This is a genomic window from Bradyrhizobium quebecense, from assembly GCF_013373795.3.
In the GTDB taxonomy this organism is placed as follows: Bacteria; Pseudomonadota; Alphaproteobacteria; order Rhizobiales; family Xanthobacteraceae; genus Bradyrhizobium; species Bradyrhizobium quebecense.
The window spans coordinates 7,148,899-7,166,316 of the sequence record NZ_CP088022.1; the positions used below are offsets into that span (position 1 = coordinate 7,148,899).

The 17,418-nt window shown below is 65.8% G+C and carries 18 protein-coding genes; 6 read left to right on the top strand and 12 right to left on the bottom strand.

Translation table 11 applies throughout. The annotated features are described in order from the left end of the window. Window positions 1–114: 114 nt before the first annotated feature. The 4 genes from rplS to HU230_RS34375 form a co-directional block, all read right to left on the bottom strand. The gene (gene rplS / locus HU230_RS34360) at window positions 115–495 is read right to left on the bottom strand and encodes a 50S ribosomal protein L19 (protein ID WP_050402537.1); all 381 of its coding nucleotides are present in this window, start codon (window positions 493–495) and stop codon (window positions 115–117) included. Between the two features lie 108 nt (window positions 496–603). After that, window positions 604–1,365 (bottom strand): tRNA (guanosine(37)-N1)-methyltransferase TrmD, encoded by a 762-nt coding sequence (gene trmD / locus HU230_RS34365; RefSeq protein ID WP_176534380.1) that lies wholly within the window; start codon window positions 1,363–1,365, stop codon window positions 604–606. Window positions 1,366–1,374: 9 nt separating this feature from the next. Beyond that, window positions 1,375–2,457 (bottom strand): quinone oxidoreductase family protein, encoded by a 1,083-nt coding sequence (locus tag HU230_RS34370; RefSeq protein WP_176534379.1) that lies wholly within the window; start codon window positions 2,455–2,457, stop codon window positions 1,375–1,377. A 113-nt stretch (window positions 2,458–2,570) separates the two neighbouring features. Then, on the bottom strand, window positions 2,571–3,776 hold the full coding sequence (locus tag HU230_RS34375; RefSeq protein ID WP_176534378.1) for an MFS transporter: 1,206 nt from the start codon (window positions 3,774–3,776) through the stop codon (window positions 2,571–2,573). A gap of 172 nt (window positions 3,777–3,948) precedes the next feature. On the opposite strand from HU230_RS34375, the gene gcvA reads away from it, so the two are divergent. Then, the gene (gcvA, locus tag HU230_RS34380) at window positions 3,949–4,860 is read left to right on the top strand and encodes a transcriptional regulator GcvA (RefSeq protein ID WP_176534377.1); all 912 of its coding nucleotides are present in this window, start codon (window positions 3,949–3,951) and stop codon (window positions 4,858–4,860) included. A 15-nt stretch (window positions 4,861–4,875) separates the two neighbouring features. On the opposite strand, the gene rimM is transcribed toward gcvA, so the two are convergent. The 3 genes from rimM to ffh all read right to left on the bottom strand — a co-directional run bounded on the left by rimM (window position 4,876) and on the right by ffh (window position 7,380). Continuing rightward, window positions 4,876–5,397 carry a ribosome maturation factor RimM gene (gene rimM / locus HU230_RS34385; protein ID WP_176534376.1) on the bottom strand — a complete coding sequence of 174 codons (522 nt, stop codon included), beginning with the start codon at window positions 5,395–5,397 and terminating at the stop codon, window positions 4,876–4,878. 17 nt (window positions 5,398–5,414) lie between these two features. Next, window positions 5,415–5,747 (bottom strand): 30S ribosomal protein S16, encoded by a 333-nt coding sequence (gene rpsP, locus HU230_RS34390; RefSeq protein WP_029081296.1) that lies wholly within the window; start codon window positions 5,745–5,747, stop codon window positions 5,415–5,417. Between the two features lie 85 nt (window positions 5,748–5,832). Next, entirely contained in the window at window positions 5,833–7,380 is a 1,548-nt protein-coding gene (gene ffh, locus HU230_RS34395; RefSeq protein ID WP_176534375.1) for a signal recognition particle protein, read from the bottom strand. 551 nt (window positions 7,381–7,931) lie between these two features. On the opposite strand from ffh, the gene HU230_RS34400 reads away from it, so the two are divergent. Beyond that, the gene (locus tag HU230_RS34400) at window positions 7,932–8,912 is read left to right on the top strand and encodes an MBL fold metallo-hydrolase (RefSeq protein WP_420840909.1); all 981 of its coding nucleotides are present in this window, start codon (window positions 7,932–7,934) and stop codon (window positions 8,910–8,912) included. 39 nt (window positions 8,913–8,951) lie between these two features. On the opposite strand, the gene HU230_RS34405 is transcribed toward HU230_RS34400, so the two are convergent. Both HU230_RS34405 and HU230_RS34410 read right to left on the bottom strand, forming a co-directional pair. Next, window positions 8,952–9,680 carry an SIMPL domain-containing protein gene (locus HU230_RS34405; protein WP_176534373.1) on the bottom strand — a complete coding sequence of 243 codons (729 nt, stop codon included), beginning with the start codon at window positions 9,678–9,680 and terminating at the stop codon, window positions 8,952–8,954. Window positions 9,681–9,685: 5 nt separating this feature from the next. After that, window positions 9,686–10,396, bottom strand: a complete 711-nt coding sequence (locus HU230_RS34410; RefSeq protein ID WP_173639655.1) for a GyrI-like domain-containing protein — start codon at window positions 10,394–10,396, stop codon at window positions 9,686–9,688. A 186-nt stretch (window positions 10,397–10,582) separates the two neighbouring features. Between HU230_RS34410 and dapF the strand changes: the two genes are divergently transcribed. Then, on the top strand, window positions 10,583–11,458 hold the full coding sequence (gene dapF, locus HU230_RS34415; RefSeq protein WP_176534372.1) for a diaminopimelate epimerase: 876 nt from the start codon (window positions 10,583–10,585) through the stop codon (window positions 11,456–11,458). A 30-nt stretch (window positions 11,459–11,488) separates the two neighbouring features. After that, complete coding sequence (mtaB, locus tag HU230_RS34420; RefSeq protein WP_176534371.1) at window positions 11,489–12,760, top strand: tRNA (N(6)-L-threonylcarbamoyladenosine(37)-C(2))-methylthiotransferase MtaB; 1,272 nt, start codon at window positions 11,489–11,491, stop codon at window positions 12,758–12,760. Between the two features lie 439 nt (window positions 12,761–13,199). On the opposite strand, the gene HU230_RS34425 is transcribed toward mtaB, so the two are convergent. Both HU230_RS34425 and HU230_RS34430 read right to left on the bottom strand, forming a co-directional pair. After that, the gene (locus HU230_RS34425) at window positions 13,200–14,339 is read right to left on the bottom strand and encodes a DUF2336 domain-containing protein (protein WP_176534370.1); all 1,140 of its coding nucleotides are present in this window, start codon (window positions 14,337–14,339) and stop codon (window positions 13,200–13,202) included. 166 nt (window positions 14,340–14,505) lie between these two features. After that, window positions 14,506–15,207, bottom strand: coding sequence for an RluA family pseudouridine synthase (locus HU230_RS34430; protein ID WP_176534369.1), 702 nt, complete (start codon window positions 15,205–15,207; stop codon window positions 14,506–14,508). Between the two features lie 49 nt (window positions 15,208–15,256). Between HU230_RS34430 and ftsY the strand changes: the two genes are divergently transcribed. Both ftsY and HU230_RS34440 read left to right on the top strand, forming a co-directional pair. Continuing rightward, window positions 15,257–16,201, top strand: a complete 945-nt coding sequence (gene ftsY, locus HU230_RS34435) for a signal recognition particle-docking protein FtsY (RefSeq protein ID WP_176534368.1) — start codon at window positions 15,257–15,259, stop codon at window positions 16,199–16,201. A gap of 132 nt (window positions 16,202–16,333) precedes the next feature. Next, window positions 16,334–16,933, top strand: coding sequence for a septation protein A (locus tag HU230_RS34440; RefSeq protein WP_176534367.1), 600 nt, complete (start codon window positions 16,334–16,336; stop codon window positions 16,931–16,933). Between the two features lie 66 nt (window positions 16,934–16,999). Here HU230_RS34440 and HU230_RS34445 read toward each other — a convergent pair whose 3' ends face one another. Then, window positions 17,000–17,374, bottom strand: coding sequence for a ComEA family DNA-binding protein (locus tag HU230_RS34445; RefSeq protein ID WP_173639648.1), 375 nt, complete (start codon window positions 17,372–17,374; stop codon window positions 17,000–17,002). Window positions 17,375–17,418: the final 44 nt, after the last annotated feature.

The following is a 17,418-nucleotide window of genomic DNA, read 5'->3' on the forward strand; positions in this document are numbered from 1 at the left end:
CTTGCGCCCGCGACAATCGATCGATGCGCGGGCCTGTCCATCAGATAGGTATGCCGCAACGAAAAAGCGCGGGGCAGGCCCCGCGCTTTTGGTCACATCCCCTGAAGGGAAACGTTACTCGCCAACGGCGGTCTGGCGGTCCTGCTTCTCGACGATGCGGGCCGACTTGCCGCGCAGGTTGCGCAGGTAATAGAGCTTGGCGCGACGCACCTTGCCGCGACGCACGACCTTGATCGAGTCGATCATCGGCGACATCACCGGGAAAACGCGCTCGACGCCTTCGCCGTAGGAGATCTTGCGCACGGTGAAGCTCTCGTTGAGGCCATGGCCGGAACGGCCGATGCAGACGCCTTCATAGGCCTGCACGCGGGTGCGTTCGCCTTCGACCACCTTCACGTTGACGATGACGGTATCGCCGGGTCCGAACTCCGGGATGGTCTTGGTGGCGGCGAGCTTGTCGAACTGCTCTTTTTCGAGCTGCTGAATCAGGTTCATCGAAATCTCCATCGGCGGCGCGCCCAGCCTGTGCGGGCTGCGCAAACGTCCATCTATCCTGCGCGTGTGCGGATTAGGCCGTGCCTATAAGGCAAAGCGCAGGGTTTGTCACCCGTCTGTCGTGTTTTTTGTCCCACTCGGAGCGGCTTTTTGGCCGGCCTTCCGGGCCAAGAGATCGGGCCGCCGGGCCGCCGTCAGGGCCTCGGATTGGGCCAGCCGCCAGGCCGCCACCTTGGCGTGATCGCCGGAAATCAGGATTTCCGGGATCTGGCGGCCCTCGAACTCCTGCGGACGGGTGTATTGGGGGTATTCCAGTAGTCCTTCGGAGAAGCTCTCCTCGGTTCCCGAGGCCAGCTTCCCCATCACCCCCGGCAACAGGCGAACGCAGGCGTCGATCAGCGCCATCGCGGCGATTTCGCCGCCGGACAGCACATAATCGCCGATCGAGACCTCCTCGAGCCGGCGCGCCTCGATCACCCGCTGGTCGATGCCCTCGAAGCGGCCGCAGACGATCAGGGGCCCGGGCCCGGCCGCGAGCTCCGCGACGTGGGTCTGGGTCAATGGCCGACCCCGCGGACTCATCAGCAGGCGCGGGCGGTCGGGCGCGATGGCAGCAGCATCGATCGCCGCCGCCAGCACATCGGCCCGCAGCACCATGCCCGGGCCGCCGCCGGCCGGCGTGTCGTCGACGCTGCGGTGCTTGTCGGTCGCCGAAGCCCTGATGTCGCGCGCCTCCAGCGCCCAGAGACCCGTGGCCAGCGCCTTGCCGGCCAGGCTGACGCCGAGCGGTCCCGGAAACATGTCCGGGAACAGGGTCAGCACGGTGGCGCGCCACGGTGTCGCTTGGGATGGGGTCTCTTGCGATGTCATGGCCTCTGGTTACGGCACCACGGCCGTGAGGTCGAGGCTCTGCATCATCGCGGCCGCATCCACCACACGGCGGAAGTCGGCGAGCTTGAAGGTCGCAACATTGATCTTGCGCAGATCGAGCAGGCCTTCGGCGGCAAGGCCGGCGAGTTGGCCCGGCGCCGTTCGATCGTACATGAATTGCCCGACCACCTCCCAGTCGTTGGCCAGCATCTCGCGGAACGACAGCTCGAGCGGCACCTCGGCGCTGCCCATCAGCACCATCCGGCCGCCACGCCGAAGCGCGCGCAGGCAGGACAGCGTGGTCGAGGTGCTCTTGGCGGCGCCGAGCAGGTCGAGCGCGACATCGGCGCTGCCGCCGGCGGCGCGGCGAATGATCGAAAAATCGGCGGCGGCATCGCCGGTCACGACAGCGGGAATGACGCGCGGGCCGAATGCATCGCGCAATTGCTCGAGCGCGGCCTGCTTGCGTCCGACCGCAACGACGCGGCCGGCGCCCATCGCGACCGCGAGCATCACGCCGCCCGAACCGAAATAGCCGGTCGCGCCGTTGACGATGATGGTCTGTCCGCCGCGCAGGCCGGAGCGCTGCAATCCGCCGAACGGCACGATCAGTTTTGCCAACCCGATCAGCTCGGTCGCCGGCTTGTCGTCGAGATTGGCAAGTGGCGTGACGCAGGCGGCCGGCCAATGCGCGATCTCCGCAAACACGCCGTCGCGCCAGCGTGCCTGCAATGCGAGAGCCTCCGGCGTCGTCACCGTGGCGGTGAGGCCGATCAGGATCTGCGGCGGATCGCGATCCGGCACGTCGCCGCGCAGATGCGGGCTGAGGAACACGCGGTCGCCCTCCCGAACGTGCGTGACGTTCTCGCCGGTGGCGACGACGCGCGCGATCGCGTTGGTGCCCGGCACGAACGGCATCGGCGGCAGGCTGTAGGGCAGCGCGCCCGACAGCAGCTTGTTGGTATAGGACAGCACCATGCCGGCTTCGACCCGGACCACGACGCCATCGGGCGCGGGCCCGGGCGTTGCGACATCCTCGAAGCGGAGATCATTGTGGGCGTGCAGCCGCCAGGCCTTGTGCGTGCTTGTCATTGTTGTCCTCCGTGGCACCATTGCTTAGGTAGCCCGGATGGAGCCAAGCGCAATGAAGCGCAATCCGGGAATCACGCAAGCAATGAGAGTGGCCCCGGATTTCGCTGAGAGCGTTATGCGTCAGCCGCCGTTGTATCGTTGGCGAGATGCCGCGCGAGCGCCCCCGCAAGCGGGCAGATCGCCAGCGCCGTGAGCGCGGTCGCCGTGGTCGCGAGCGTCGGGCCGAGCGCGTCACCGAGCAAGCCGTAGAGCATCGGCGCGATCGCGCCCGATCCGATCGTCCCCGTATAGAACAGCGCGAAGGCGCGCTCGGTCTGATGCGGCGGCGTGAGTTCGGGCACCGTGCCATAGAGCACCGAGGACGTGCCGTTGAGCATCACGCCGAGCAGCGGCAGCAGCACGATGGCCGGCGCCAGCGGCAACGCCAGCACGGCCACGATCAGCGCCGCCGTGCCGCCTTCGGTGATGAGCACGGTGCGCAGCGTGCCGACGCGCGCGCCGAGCCAGCCGCAGGCGAATTTCCCGGCGGCGCCGCCGGTGAAGACCAGCGCCAGCGCGAGGCCGTTGGTCGGCAGCGAGGCGCCCTTGTCGCGCAACAGGAACGGCAGGAAGGTGAGAAAGCCCATCCTGACCGCGGTGTCGAGAATTCCGATCGCGAGCAGCCAGGGAAAGCCGCCGCCGGCGCCGTCACGGCGCGATGCGGCGGTGGCCTTGTGCTCGGCGGCCTTGCCGACCGACGGCATCCAGAGCGCGATGCTGATCGCGACAAGCAGGCCTGCAAACGCGACCACGAGCAGCGTGTGCCGCCATGACATGATCACGAGCAGGATCGAGGTCAGCGCCGGGATCGCGGCCTTGCCGAGGTCGCCGGAGAAATTGTAGATGCCGAGCGGGCCGCGCGCCGCCGCGCCATAGGCGCGCGACACTGCGGCCGATGCGATCGGGTGCTGCGTGCTCGAACCCGCACCTGAGAGTGCGAGCGCCAGGCCAAGCCCGATGACGCCGCCCGAGAATCCGGCGAACACATAGCCAAGCGCCGACAGCGCCGTGCCCGCGATCAGGATGATCTTGCCGTCGATCCGCTCTGCAATGCGTCCGACCGGAATCTGTAAGCCGGCCATGGCGCCGGCATAGAGCCCGCGCAGCAGCGCCAGCAGCCCATAGCTCAGCGCGAACTCCGCCTGCCAGACCGGCAGCAGCACGTAGATCAGGTCGGTGTAACCGTCATGGAGGGCGTGGTTGAGCCCGGTCACGGACAGCGTTCGCGTCGCCCGGGCATGACCAGGACAGGACGTGCCGGCTTCGGCGGATACGCTCATCGTTGCCATCCAGGGCAAGAAAATCTAACGATGGAGCAGTTGCGCATCGGAGGGGGGCCTTCGAAAAGAGGAGATATGTAAGTAGCTTGCTGTGTAATATGTGCCCGAACGGTCGCTGTCACAAATCAGTATTAGTCGGGCTATGCGTTAGAAAATCTGGTATTGAGAGGTCATGTTCGTCCCACGCCGCAGCCTGCCGCCGCTCAATGCGGTCCGCGCCTTCGAGGCCGCCGCACGGCTCGGCAGCTTCAAGGAAGCCGCCGCCGAGCTCAGCGTGACCCATGGCGCCGTCAGTCAGCAGATCCGGCTGCTCGAGGAGTGGCTGGGCGCGCCGGCGCTGTTCCGGCGGTCGGTGCGGCGCGTGGTGCTGACGCCGGCGGGCGCGGCGCTGTTGGCGGAATTCGCGCCGGCGCTCGACCGGATTTCCGCCGCCGTGCAGCAGCATCGCGAGCGGCGCGGCGATGCCGCCGTGGCGGTGCTGCGCGTCAATGCGCTCGCGACCTTCAGCCTGCGCTGGCTGCTGCCGCGGATGAGCCGGTTTCGCGCCGAGCATCCTGATATCGAGGTGCGCTTGAGCACATCGAACGATCCGGTGGACGCGTTGCCGGAATCATTCGACGTCGTGATCCGCGGTGGTCCCGACACGTTTCATGGCTTTTCGTCGCGCTTCCTGGTGTCGGAGCGGAGATTGCCGGTGTGCAGTCCGTCGCTGCTCGAACGACTGCCGCTGCATGAGATTGCGGATCTCTCCAGGCATACGCTGCTGCATGTCACGTCGATGCCGCGGCTATGGCGCGACTGGCTGACCGAGGCCGGGCAGTCCGCGCTTGAGCCGGCGGCCGCGCTGACCTTCGATCATTTCTATCTGACGATCCAGGCCGCGCTCGATGGTCTCGGCGTTGCGATGGGCCCGACCGCGCTGATATCGGACGATCTCGCGGCCGGGCGCCTGATGACGCCGTTCCCGGCCGTTAGCCTGCCGGCGCGGAGCTATTTCGCCTATTTTCCGGCAGGCCGCAGCAACGATCCGCACAGCGCGGTATTCTGCGACTGGCTCGAGCAGCAGGGCCGGATGACGGGTTGAGGAAAAATGTTTTGATCAGGCTGCCGACGGATCGTCGCCGTCGATTTCCTGCGGCAGGTCGATCACGACGCGGCCGCCGTCGAGATCGACTGATGGCACCACAGCGTTGGTGAAGGGCAGCAGCATGGTCGCGCCTTGCGGCGGGGCGATCTCGATGATGTCGCCGGCGCCGAAATTATGGATCGCGATCACCTTGCCGAGCGGCTGACCTGATGGCGTCACCGCGGCGAGGCCGATCAGATCGGTGTGATAGTATTCGCCGTCGTCGGTTTCCGGCAGCCGGTCGCGCGGAACGTAGAGCTCGAGCCCATTGAGCCGTTCGGCATCATCGCGGCTGGCGACGCCCTTCAGCGTCACCACCAGATGGTCCTTGGCCTCGCGCGCATGCGTGACCTCGAACTGGCGCGTGCCGTCCTTGGTCATCAGCGGGCCGTAGTCCTTCACGGCCAGCGGGTCTTCGGTGAAGGTCCATAGCCTGACGGCGCCGCGCACACCGTGCGCAGCGCCGATACGGGCGACACAGACCGGTGCAGTCACCGTGGTCGCCGTTCAGCTTATGCCTTGGCGGCGGCTTCGGCCTGCGCCTTGCGCTCCTTGCGCGGCACGGCCTTTTCCGGGTTGTTGCGCGCGGTGCGCTTGACGACGCCGGCGGCGTCGAGGAAGCGGGTCACGCGGTCCGACGGCTGCGCGCCCTTGGCGAGCCAGGCCTTGACCTTGTCCATGTCGAGCTTCAGCCGCGCCTCGTTGTCCTTCGGCAGCAGCGGGTTGAAGTGGCCGAGACGCTCGATGAAGCGGCCGTCACGAGGAAAGCGCGAGTCGGCGACGACGACGTGATAGACCGGACGCTTCTTGGTGCCTGCGCGAGCGAGGCGGATAACAACGGACATTTAGTTCTCCTTCAAAGGTCGATGTGTTCGATTGATTGGCATTCCGCGTCGCGCCGGCCGCATGTGAGCCGTCGCGACGAATTCCTCATTTCTTCTTGCCCGGGAAGCCGCCGAGGCCCGGCAGTGTCGGCTTGCCGCTGAGGCCGGTCAGGCCCGGCACATTGGGCAGGCCGCCGCGCAGCCCAACGGGTAAATCCTTCGGCAAATTGGGCAGGCCGCCGCCGGCACCGCCCTGCATCTTCTCGGCGAGCGCCTTCATCTCCTCGGCCGAGGGCGGCTTCATGCCGCCGCCAAAGCCCATCGCCTGCGCGATGCCGGCGAGCGGGCCGCGCTTGCCGCTTCCCATGGCCTTCATCATGTCGGCCATGTTCCGGTGCATCTTCAGGAGCTTGTTGACCTGCTCGACGCTCTGGCCGGCGCCTGCCGCGATGCGCTTCTTGCGGCTCGCCTTGAGGATGTCCGGATTCTTGCGCTCCTGCCGCGTCATCGAATCGATCACCGCGACCTGGCGCTTGATGATCTTGTCGTCGATACCGGCCGCCGCGATCTGGTTCTTCATCTTGGCGATGCCGGGCATCATGCCCATCAGGCCGCCGATGCCGCCCATATTCGCCATCTGCTGCAGCTGTTCGCGCATGTCGTTGAGGTCGAACTGACCCTTGCGCATCCGTTCGGCGGTGCGCGCGGCCTTCTCGGCGTCGATGTTCGCCGCAGCCTTCTCGACCAGCGAGACGACGTCGCCCATGCCGAGGATGCGGCCGGCGATGCGGTTCGGATGGAAGTCTTCCAGCGCGTCGGTCTTTTCGCCGGTACCGAGCAGCTTGATCGGCTTGCCGGTGACCGCGCGCATCGACAGCGCCGCGCCACCGCGGCCGTCGCCGTCCACCCTTGTCAGCACGATGCCGGTGAGGCCGACGCGCTCATCGAACGCGCGTGCAAGGTTGACCGCATCCTGGCCGGTGAGGGAGTCCGCGACCAGCAGCACTTCATGCGGGTTGGCGGCGGCTTTGATCTCGGCCGCCTCCTTCATCATGTCTTCGTCGAGCGTGGTGCGGCCGGCGGTGTCGAGCAGCACCACGTCGTAGCCGCCGAGCTTGCCGGCTTCGAGCGCGCGCCGTGCGATCTGCGGCGGCATCTGGCCGGCGACGATCGGCAGGGTCGGGATGTCGAGGTCGCGGCCGAGCACCGCGAGCTGCTCCATCGCCGCCGGGCGGTAGACGTCGAGCGAGGCCATCAGCACCTTGCGCTTGTCGCGCTGGACCATGCGCCGCGCGAGCTTTGCGGTGGTGGTGGTCTTGCCGGAGCCTTGCAGGCCGACCATCATGATCGGCACCGGCGGCACGGAATTGATATCGATGGTCTGGCCGTCGGAACCGAGCGTGGCGACGAGCTCGTCATGGACGATCTTCACCACCATCTGGCCCGGCGTCACCGACTTGACGACGGTGGCGCCGATCGCCTGCTCGCGGACCCGGTCGATGAAGCTGCGGACGACCTCGAGCGCGACGTCGGCTTCGAGCAGCGCGCGGCGCACCTCGCGCATCGCGGCATCGACGTCCTTTTCGGTCAGCGCACCGCGCCCCGTCAGACGATCGAGAATGCCACCAAGCCGTTCCGACAGATTGTCGAACAATGCCGTTGTCCTTCGTTGCGCCCGTGAGCGCGCTTCACTCGCTCCTCGTCATACCCCGCGAAAGCGGGGTATCCAGTACGCCGCGGCCTCCCGGTTCAGTCCGAGCTGCTCTGGAATACTGGGTCACCCGCTTTCGCGGGTGATGACCAGATAGTCTGCCTCGGCACCGTGCCAAGACGGCGTACCCGAGACGATGGTCCAAACACTTCCGCGCCCGAGGGCGCATCGCGCTGTCGGGCGTTGGCCTCTGGCCTCCAGGGCCAGTCGGCGGGTCGAAAAGACGGATCTTTCCGAGAAAGTCGCGGCGTTAAACGCTGCCGGGGGAAGAAAGTCAAGGAAAGTTTCGTCGCAATTCGCTCGGCTTAGACCCTAAGGCATTGAAATTGCGTCAATTTACCATGTTGGTTCCGAATTCGTCGCCGTCGCCCATATAAGCGGAGCCTGCCTCCTGTTTGGGAACCCGCGTGCCCATCATTACTCGCCGCCGCCTTCTTGCAACCTTGACCGGAGCCGCTGCCGCGCTCGGCGTGCCCTTGATCTGGATGTCGCTGATGAAAACCTACGACGGCCCCGTTTCCGATCATTTCGACGGCCTGCACTTCTTCGATCCGGACGGCGCGCCGCCGAAATCGCTTGGCGAGGTGTTGCGCTGGCAGTTCGGGGGCAGGCGGCAGCGCGCGGTCTGGCCGGAATGGGCGCCGAGCCCCTATGCCGATACGCCGCCGCCGCGCGTCGACGGCGACAAGGTGCGGCTCTGCTTCGTCGGCCATGCCAGCTGGCTGATCCAGACCGCAGGCCTCAACATCCTGGTCGATCCCGTCTGGTCGATGCGGGCCTCGCCGTTCGGCTTCGCAGGGCCCAAGCGGCACAACGATCCCGGCATTGCTTTCGAGAAGTTGCCCAGGATCGACGTCGTGCTGGTGTCGCACGGCCATTACGATCATCTCGATGTCGCGACGCTGTCGAAGCTGACTGCGGCGTTTGCGCCGCGCGTCATCACGCCGCTCGGCAACGACGTCACGATGCACGCCTCCGATGCCGCGATCAAAGCCGAGGCGTTCGACTGGCATCAGCGCGTCGAGCTCGGAGGCGGCGTTGCCGTGACGCTGGTGCCGACGCGGCACTGGTCGGCGCGCGGCCTGTTCGATCGCAACAAGGCGCTGTGGGCGAGCTTCGTGCTGGAGACGCCGGCCGGCAAGCTCTACATCGTGTGCGATTCCGGCTATGGCGACGGCCGGCATTTCCGCCGCGTGGCCGAGGCGCATGGTCCGTTGCGGCTCGCGATCCTGCCGATCGGCGCTTACGAGCCGCGCTGGTTCATGCAAGACCAGCACATGAACCCGGAGGATGCGGTGCAGGCGCTGGCTGATTGCGGCGCGACCCAGGCGCTGGCGCATCACCACGGCACATTCCAATTGACCGACGAGGCGATCGACGCACCGGCGATCGCGCTCGGCGAAGCGCTCGATGCGGCCAGGGTGCCGCGCGAGAAATTTGCGACGTTGAAGCCGGGTCAGGTGTTCGAGATTTAGAAGCTGTCGTCCCTGCTTTCGCAGGGACGACAATAACTGCTACTTCTCCTTGATCGCCCAGGAGACGGTCACATTGATGGTGAGCGTTTCCTCGCCCTGGGCGACCGGCGTGGGGGCGGCGAATCCAGCCGTCGCCATCTTGGCGCGGAACATCGGGACCGGCGCCGAGCCGACTTCCGCGATGTTCAAGGGCGCGCCGAGCGTGACGCCGGCGGCCTTGGCGTAGATCTCCGCCTTGCGGCGGGCGTCGGCAATCGCCCTTTCGCGTGCGTCATCGAGCAGCTTCGAGGCCTGCGACACCGAGAAATTGAGCCCGCCGATATCGTTGGCGCCGGCGCCCACCAGCACATCGATGACACCAGCGACCTTGCTCACATCGTGCAGCTTGATCGTGACGCGATTGCTCGCGTGATAGCCGACGATGCTGGGCGGGGCGTTCGGCGACGACGGCGTACGGTTGGCGAATTGCGGCTGCAGCGACAGCCGCGAGGTCTGATAATCCTTTTCCGCGAGGCCGGCGCCCTTCAGCGCGGCCAGCACCTTGCCCATCGTCACATTGTTGGCTTCGGCGGCTTCGCGTGCGGTCTTGGCATCGGTGGTGACGCCGGCATCGAGCTGCGCCTCGTCTGGCGCCGCCGATACGGTCGCCTCGCCGGTGACCGAGATCGCCGGCGGAAAGTCGCTGTCGGCGAGTGCGGGCGCAGCCAGCAGCGTGGTTGCGATGAGGGTGGCAGCGATGGGGAGGCCGAGGGGGAGGCGACGGGTCATCTGGCTCACTTCAGGGGTACGTAGACGTTGATCACAAGCTTGTCTTCGGCGGTCTTCAGCGGATCGGTGATGTATTCCTCGATAAAGGTGTCCTTGGCTTCGAGCTTCTTGTCGTCGAGGTGATTGGTGATCGCCTCATAGGTGTTGTCCATGTTGTCGTAGGACCCGCGATGGACGAATTTCAGCGCCTTGCCGTCGGGCGAATTGCCCATGCTCATGTTCTTGCCGAGGTTCTTGACGTCCTGGTCGACCGGGATTTCGGCGATGAAGGTGAAGCCGGTGTCGTCGGTCGAGGTGTAGACGATCATCGGATTGCCCGCTGCCTTGACGCCGTCCTTGTCGAGCAGCGCGGTGAGCTGCTTGAACGCTTCGATCAGCGCGTCGAAGGCCGAATCCCAGTTGGCCGTGCCCTTCAGCATCACGACCTTCTTCGGTTCCAGCGTGAACGGCTCGCCGAACGGGTCGGCGGTCTGCACCGGGGCGGCCGGCGGCGGCGCCGGGGTCTGCGATGCGGCCGGGCTGTCGGCCGGTGACTTGGTCTCGGCCGGCGGGGGCACCGGTGTTGCCGATGGCGCAGGCGCGGGCGTTGGGCTCGGGCTTGCCGCCGGAGCGGGCGAGGCTGACGGCGACTGGGCAGGCGCCGGGCTTGCCAGGGTGATCGCGGCCAAAGGGAGCAGCGCGACCAGGGCCGCGCGGAGCGTGTTGATACGGTTCATTCGGTATTTCTCCATCCCCTTCCTCAAACGGCCGCTCGATCTGTCCCGGCGCGCGCGGTCCCTGAGGTGCGATATTCCTAACACGCGAGTTCTGCATTCGTCCCATGACAGATGTGTCATAGGGCCATTCTGACTGGCCATCTGGCCACCACTCGCCATATAACCGGGCGGAATTTAGGAAAATCGATGAGCGCGCTCGCCAATCACGCATTCGCCAAGATGAACGGCATCGGCAACGAGATCGTCGTCGTCGACCTGCGCGATTCCAAAGCACAGGTTTCGGCTGATGAGGCGCGCGCCGTGGCATCGCCGGCCGGCGGCGTGCCCTATGATCAGCTGATGGTGCTGCAGCCGCCGCGGCTCGATGGCACCGAAGCGTTCATCTCGATCTACAACAATGACGGCTCGGAGGCCGGGGCCTGCGGCAACGGCATGCGCTGCGTGGTGCGGCGGATCTTCGAGAAGACCGGCCAGACATCCGCGACGTTCCAGACCCGCGCCGGCCTGCTCAATTGCTGGCAGGGGCCGGCGCCCGATCTCTACACCGTCGACATGGGCGCGCCGAAGTTTGGCTGGCACGACATTCCGCTGGCTGAGGAATTTCGCGACACCCGCTACATCGAGCTGCAGGTCGGGCCGATCGACAATCCGGTGCTGCATTCACCCTCGGTGGTCTCGATGGGCAATCCGCACGCGGTCTTCTGGGTCGATGACGTCAATGCCTACGACCTCGAACGGTTCGGGCCGCTCCTGGAAAACCATCCGATCTTCCCGGAGCGCGCCAACATCACGCTCGCTCATATCGTCGATCGCGACCACATCACGATCCGCACCTGGGAGCGCGGCGCCGGCCTCACCAGGGCGTGCGGCTCGGCGGCCTGCGCGACCGCGGTCGCGGCGGCGCGGCTGAAGCGCGCCAACCGGATGGTCGAGATTACGCTGCCCGGCGGCAAGCTCGGCATCGAGTGGCGCGAGCGCGACGACCACGTGCTGATGACCGGCACAGCCGATTTCGAATATGAGGGCCGCTTCGATCCGGCGCTGTTCGCCAACGTCGCATAGCCGGGCATGAAGGCGGTCTTGGGATCGGTTATGAGTGTCGAAATCGTCACCTTTGGCTGCCGCCTCAACGCATTCGAATCCGAGGTGATCAGGCGCGAGGCCGAGCAGGCGGGGCTCACTGAGACCATCGTCATCAACAGCTGCGCCGTCACCAATGAGGCGGTGGCGCAGGCCCGGCAGTCGATCCGCAAGTTGAAGCGCGAACGCCCCGCGGCGCGCATCGTCGTCACCGGCTGCGCGGCGCAGACGCAAGCCGACATGTTTGCAGAGATGGCCGAGGTCGATCGCGTCGTCGGCAATGACGAGAAGATGCGCGGCGACGCCTGGCAGGCGACGCGCGCAGCTTTCGACATCGGCGCAAGCGAGAAGGTCGCGGTCGCCGACATCATGGCGGTGACGGAGATGGCGCCGCATCTGCTCGACGGCTTCGAGCGCGGCCTGCCGCGGGTGTTCGTGCAGGTGCAGAACGGCTGCGATCATCGCTGCACCTTCTGCATCATCCCCTACGGCCGCGGCAATTCGCGCTCGGTGCCGATGGGCGTGGTGGTCGATCAGGTTCGCACGCTGGTCGAGCGTGGCCATGCCGAGATCGTGCTGACCGGCGTCGATCTCACGAGCTATGGCGGCGATCTCCCGGGTACGCCGAAGCTCGGCCAGTTGACCCGGCAGATCCTGCGCCATGTGCCCGAGCTGAAGCGGCTGCGCATCTCCTCGATCGATTCGATCGAGGCCGATCGCGACCTGCTCGATGTCATCGCCGACGACGCGCGGCTGATGCCGCATCTGCATCTGTCGTTGCAGTCCGGCGACGACTTGATCCTGAAGCGGATGAAACGCCGGCATTCACGCCGGGACGCGATCGATTTCTGCGCGCAGGTCCGCCGGCTGCGGCCGGACATCGCGCTCGGCGCCGACATCATCGCGGGCTTCCCGACCGAGTCTGAGGAGATGTTTGCGCGCTCGCTCGATCTGGTCGCGGAATGCGATCTCACCTTCCTGCATGTGTTTCCCTATTCGCGACGTCCGGGCACGCCGGCGGCGCGGATGCCGCAGGTCGAGGGCGGGACGATCAGGGAGCGCGCCAAGCGGCTACGCGCAGCCGGCGAAGCCGCGCTGGTGCGGCGGCTTGCTGCGGAAGTCGGCGCGACGCGCGAGGTGCTGATCGAGAGCGACAGGCAGGGCCGCACGGAGCATTTCCTGCCGGTTGCGATCGATGACGATGTGCCGGGTATGGTGCGTGCGATGTCCATCAGCGGACATGACGGCGCGCGCCTCACTGCATCGGTCGGCGACGTCCGTTGAGACGACGCCCAGCGCGTTACTTCGGGACGACGCGCCTCACCATTTTCTCGTCATTCCGGGGCGGTGCGCAGCACCGAACCCGGAGTCCATTGAGCCGCATAACTCGTGGAAGAATGGATTCCGAGGCGCGGATAGAAAGTTTGACTCCTCGCCGCGCCAACAACCACGATGTCGTCCCTGCGAAAGCAGGGACCCGTAACCACGAATGGTTGTTGTTGGGCGATGCCGGAACGACGAGTCCCGTTCACAATATCCGCTGCGGAGTACGGGTCCCTGCTTTCGCAGGGACGACATCGGGAGTAAGCCGTGGCCTCTCGGCTCGAGCACCGACGTCTCCAAAATACTGGATCACCCGCATACGCATAGGCGGGTGATGACACCGAACCAGCTGTTTGACAGGTTGAAATCAGAATCCGTCGCGCCATCGCGCATGACGCACTCAGTGCGCGCGGCCGCCGGGCTTTGGCGGCTGCGACGCGCGAACCTGCCAGAACCGCAACAGGCGGTCGGCGTCGCCGCGGGTCATTTTCGTGAACTGGTTCTTCGCATGGGCGAGCTCAACGGCGCCCATGGAGCCGGTCGCATAGCGGCATTCCATCACCGCGGCGGTGGTCGCCCAGCTCAGGCCTGCCGCCCGGCACGGCACCAAAAGGCCTTCACTGCGCAGGCTTTGCATCAGGGAGCGGATCACCTCGATGTTCGACTGCGCAAGATCCGCCAGCGCAACGACGGTTTCTTCATATCTTCGCTGCCTGGCGAAGCCGAGCAGGGCGGCCTCGCCGAGCTCGCCGCTGTCCTTCAGCTTCGCGACGCGGCGCTTGGCTGCGGTGAAATCCCGGACCTGCGACATGTCGCGCTCGACGCCGGCGGCGACCGCGGCGATCGCGTGCCGGATTTCCTCGTACAGATACGGCGGGGCGCGTTCCAGCAAACGGCCGCGAACCTCTTCCGTTGCCTGGCGCAGGAGCTTAAGACGGAGCTCCGCCGGCAGGTCGGCGCGGATGCCGGTCTCGACTGCGAGGGTCGGATCGTGCTCGGCCTGTGCGAGGATCACGGCAAATCCGCCCGGCGATACCTTGGCGCCGGGATTGGTGACGAGGCGGTGGCTCACGCTCGCAAAGCGACGAGCCAGAAGCGCGTCGGTGACGACGTCTTTCAGCCACCAGCGGCCGGCGACGGCGAGCAGGTGCTGCTCGCTCTTGGTCTGCGCGATCTCGACCAGATCCTCGGCACTGAGGCGCGAGGATTCCTGCAGCATCGGCCGCGCGATCCGGATCTCGTCGTTTTTGGCGAGGCGGCGAACGATCGCGGGCGGTGCCTGCGCGACCGGGGCGAGCTGCTCGCTGATCTCAGCAAGCGCCATCCGGGCGCTGATCTCGGCGAGCGCGCGCAGCTCGATGGTCTTGACCAGCCGTTCGAGCACATTGTCGAACAGTTCGACCTGCTCGCTGTTGAAGCTGCCGGCAGAGTGGAGGAAGAGATCAGTGACGCGCTTCGCCGTCGCTATGCATTTTTCGGCGGAGCCGGCGCGTATCGCAGCCTCGACCTCGTCGACAATTGCCTGCCCGGCAGTCAGCATTGCTCGTCCTGAGCCCGTCCCGATTGCTTGTTCTAAGCTGGCTTGCAGCTTTATCGGGCGGACCTGAACGTTCCGTAAGGATAATGATCAGTAGAATCCCGGAGGAAGCTCTACATTTTGACGCGTTTCTTTACGCGAACCGGTATCCAGTTCGCTGGAAAACGCTCTATTCGCCGTTCCAGCCGCAGGCCTTGAGCCGCTCCTGCATATGCGCCGGAGCCGGCGCGACGACATGCACCGGCTCCTTGTTCCGGGAGATCGGGATGCCGATTTCGCGGGAATGCAGATGCAGGGTCGGCTCGCCGAAGCGCGGGCCATTCCCATAGATGTTGTCGCCGACGATCGGCCAGCCCATCGCCGCCGAATGCACCCGGAGCTGATGGGTGCGGCCGGTGACCGGCTCCATCGCGAGCCAGGCAAGGCCGTCGCCGCGTCCCAGCACCTTCCAGTTGCTGATGGCCTTCTGGCCATCCGGATCCGGCTTCTGCCACCAGCCGCGCTCGGCGTTGAGCCGGCCTAGCGGCATGTCGATGGTGCCTTCGTCCTCAGTGGGGCCGCCCTCGACCACGGTCCAATAGGTCTTTGCGATCTTGCTGTGCTTGAACAACAGCCCGAGCGAGGCGGTCGCCTTGCGATGGCGTCCCAGGACGAGGCAGCCGGAGGTGTCCTTGTCCAGCCGATGCGCCAGCACCGGCGGCCGCGGCAGGCCGAACCGCAACGCGTCGAACGAGGCCTCCAGATTGGGGCCGCCCTTGGGGCCGCGATGCACCGGCAGGCCCGCCGGCTTGTCGATGACCAGCATCAGCCCGTCGCGGTGGAGCACCCGGCCTAAGATTTCTTCCGCGGTCAATTGGGGAACATCGATCAATTCGTCGAGACTTTCGTTTATGGGCCGAAACGGCTAACACGTCCGCGCCATGAACGATACCACTGCAGGAACTCCAAAACAGAGCTGGTGGCAGCGGCTGAAAGGCGGCCTCAAGCGCACCTCGGGCGCCCTCGGCACGGCCGTCGCCGATCTCGTCACCAAGCGCAAGCTCGACCGAGCCATGCTCGATGATATCGAGGACGTGCTGCTGCGCGCCGACCTCGGTACCGAGGTCTCGGTGCGGATTGCGGAGGCGGTCGGCAAGGGCCGCTACGACAAGGCGATCTCGGCCGACGAGGTCAAGGACGTGGTTGCGACCGAGGTCGAGAAGGTGCTGGCGCCGGTGGCAAAGCCGCTCGAGATCGATGCGACGCTGAAGCCGTTCGTGATCCTCGTGGTCGGCGTCAACGGCTCCGGCAAGACCACGACGATCGGCAAGCTGGCCGCGAAATTCTCCGCCGAGGACCGCAAGGTCATGCTGGCCGCAGGCGACACCTTCCGCGCCGCGGCGATCGAGCAGCTCAAGGTCTGGGGCGAGCGCACCAAGTCGCCGGTCATTGCCGGGGCCCAGGGCTCGGATTCGGCAAGCCTCGCCTTCAGCGCGCTGACCGCGGCAAGGGAGCAGGCGCGCGACGTGCTGCTGATCGACACCGCCGGCCGGCTGCAGAACAAGTCCGAGCTGATGAACGAGCTCGAAAAGGTCGTGCGCGTCATCAAGAAGGTCGATGCGTCGGCGCCGCATGCGGTGCTGCTCGTGCTCGACGCCACGGTGGGACAAAATGCGCTGTCGCAGGTCGAGGCGTTTCATCGTACGGCAGGTGTCACCGGCCTCGTGATGACCAAGCTTGACGGCACTGCACGCGGCGGCATCCTTGTCGCGCTGTCGGAGAAGCACAAGCTGCCGGTGCATTTCGTCGGCGTCGGCGAAGGCGTCGAGGACCTCGCGCCCTTCACGGCGAAGGATTTTGCCAAGGCGATTGCCGGGATCGAATAATTCATCCTTCGAGACGCGCGCTAGTGCGCGCATCCTCAGGATGGCGGCGGGATACGAAAGATCGTCATCCTGAGGAGGCGCGGAGCGCCGTCTCGAAGGATGGCCAAGACACGAGTTCAATGGACTGAATTGATGGACAAGACCCAGCCACATCCGCTGTTCAAGCTTGCGACCGAGCTCGGGCCGCTGCTCGTGTTCTTCATCGCGAACGCCAAATACCATTTATTCTTCGCGACAGGCGCGTTCATGGTCGCGATCGTAGCTGCCATGATCGCATCCTATGTGGTGACCAGGCACGTGCCGATCATGGCGCTGGTGACCGGCGCGGTCGTGCTGGTGTTCGGCACCCTGACCTTGGTGCTGCACGACGAAACCTTCATCAAGGTCAAGCCGACCATCATCTACGGCCTGTTCGCGGCCGTGCTCGGCGGCGGACTGCTGTTCGGCCGCTCCTTCATCGCCGTCATGTTCGACCAGATGTTCAATCTGACGCCGCAGGGCTGGCGCATCCTCACCATGCGCTGGGCGCTGTTCTTCGCCGGCATGGCTATTCTCAACGAGATCGTCTGGCGGACGCAGACCACGGATTTCTGGGTGAACTTCAAGGTGTTCGGCGTGACGCCGCTGACCATGGTGTTCGCCATCGCTCAGATGCCGCTGACCAAGCGCTATCATCTGGAGCCGGTCTCGCTGGAAACCAGCGAGGCGGAAGCCGGCGATCTAAGAAAGTAATCCGGACGCAGCGCGGGCGATTGCGCCGCGCTGCGTCCGACGCTTCGGAGATCAACTCTTCAGAGCTCAGCTCTTCTGCTTGGCGACGATCTTGTCCTTGATCTTGTCGTAGGTCGCCTGCGGCAGGATGTTCTTCTGCACCAGTTCATCCTTGCCCTTGTAGGGGCGGCCCTTGATGATCGCGGCCGAATAGGCCTTGCCGACACCAGGCAGCGCGTCGAGCTGGTCGGGGCTGGCGCTGTTGATGTCGAGCAGGTCGTCTTTCGCCATTCCCGTCGTCTTCAAGTCAGGGGTGGCGGCTTTCGGGGCGGGAGCCATCTTGCTCTCCGACTTCGCGGCGGGCGCAGCCGGCTGCGGAGTCTGGGCCATCGACGGCGATGCCGTGATCATGCCGAGTGTGAGCGCGGTGGCGAGAAGTGAAGCGAGCGTGGTCTTGCGCATATGTCCCCTCCTGAGGAACGTTGATGTCAACGCTGCTGAGTTGG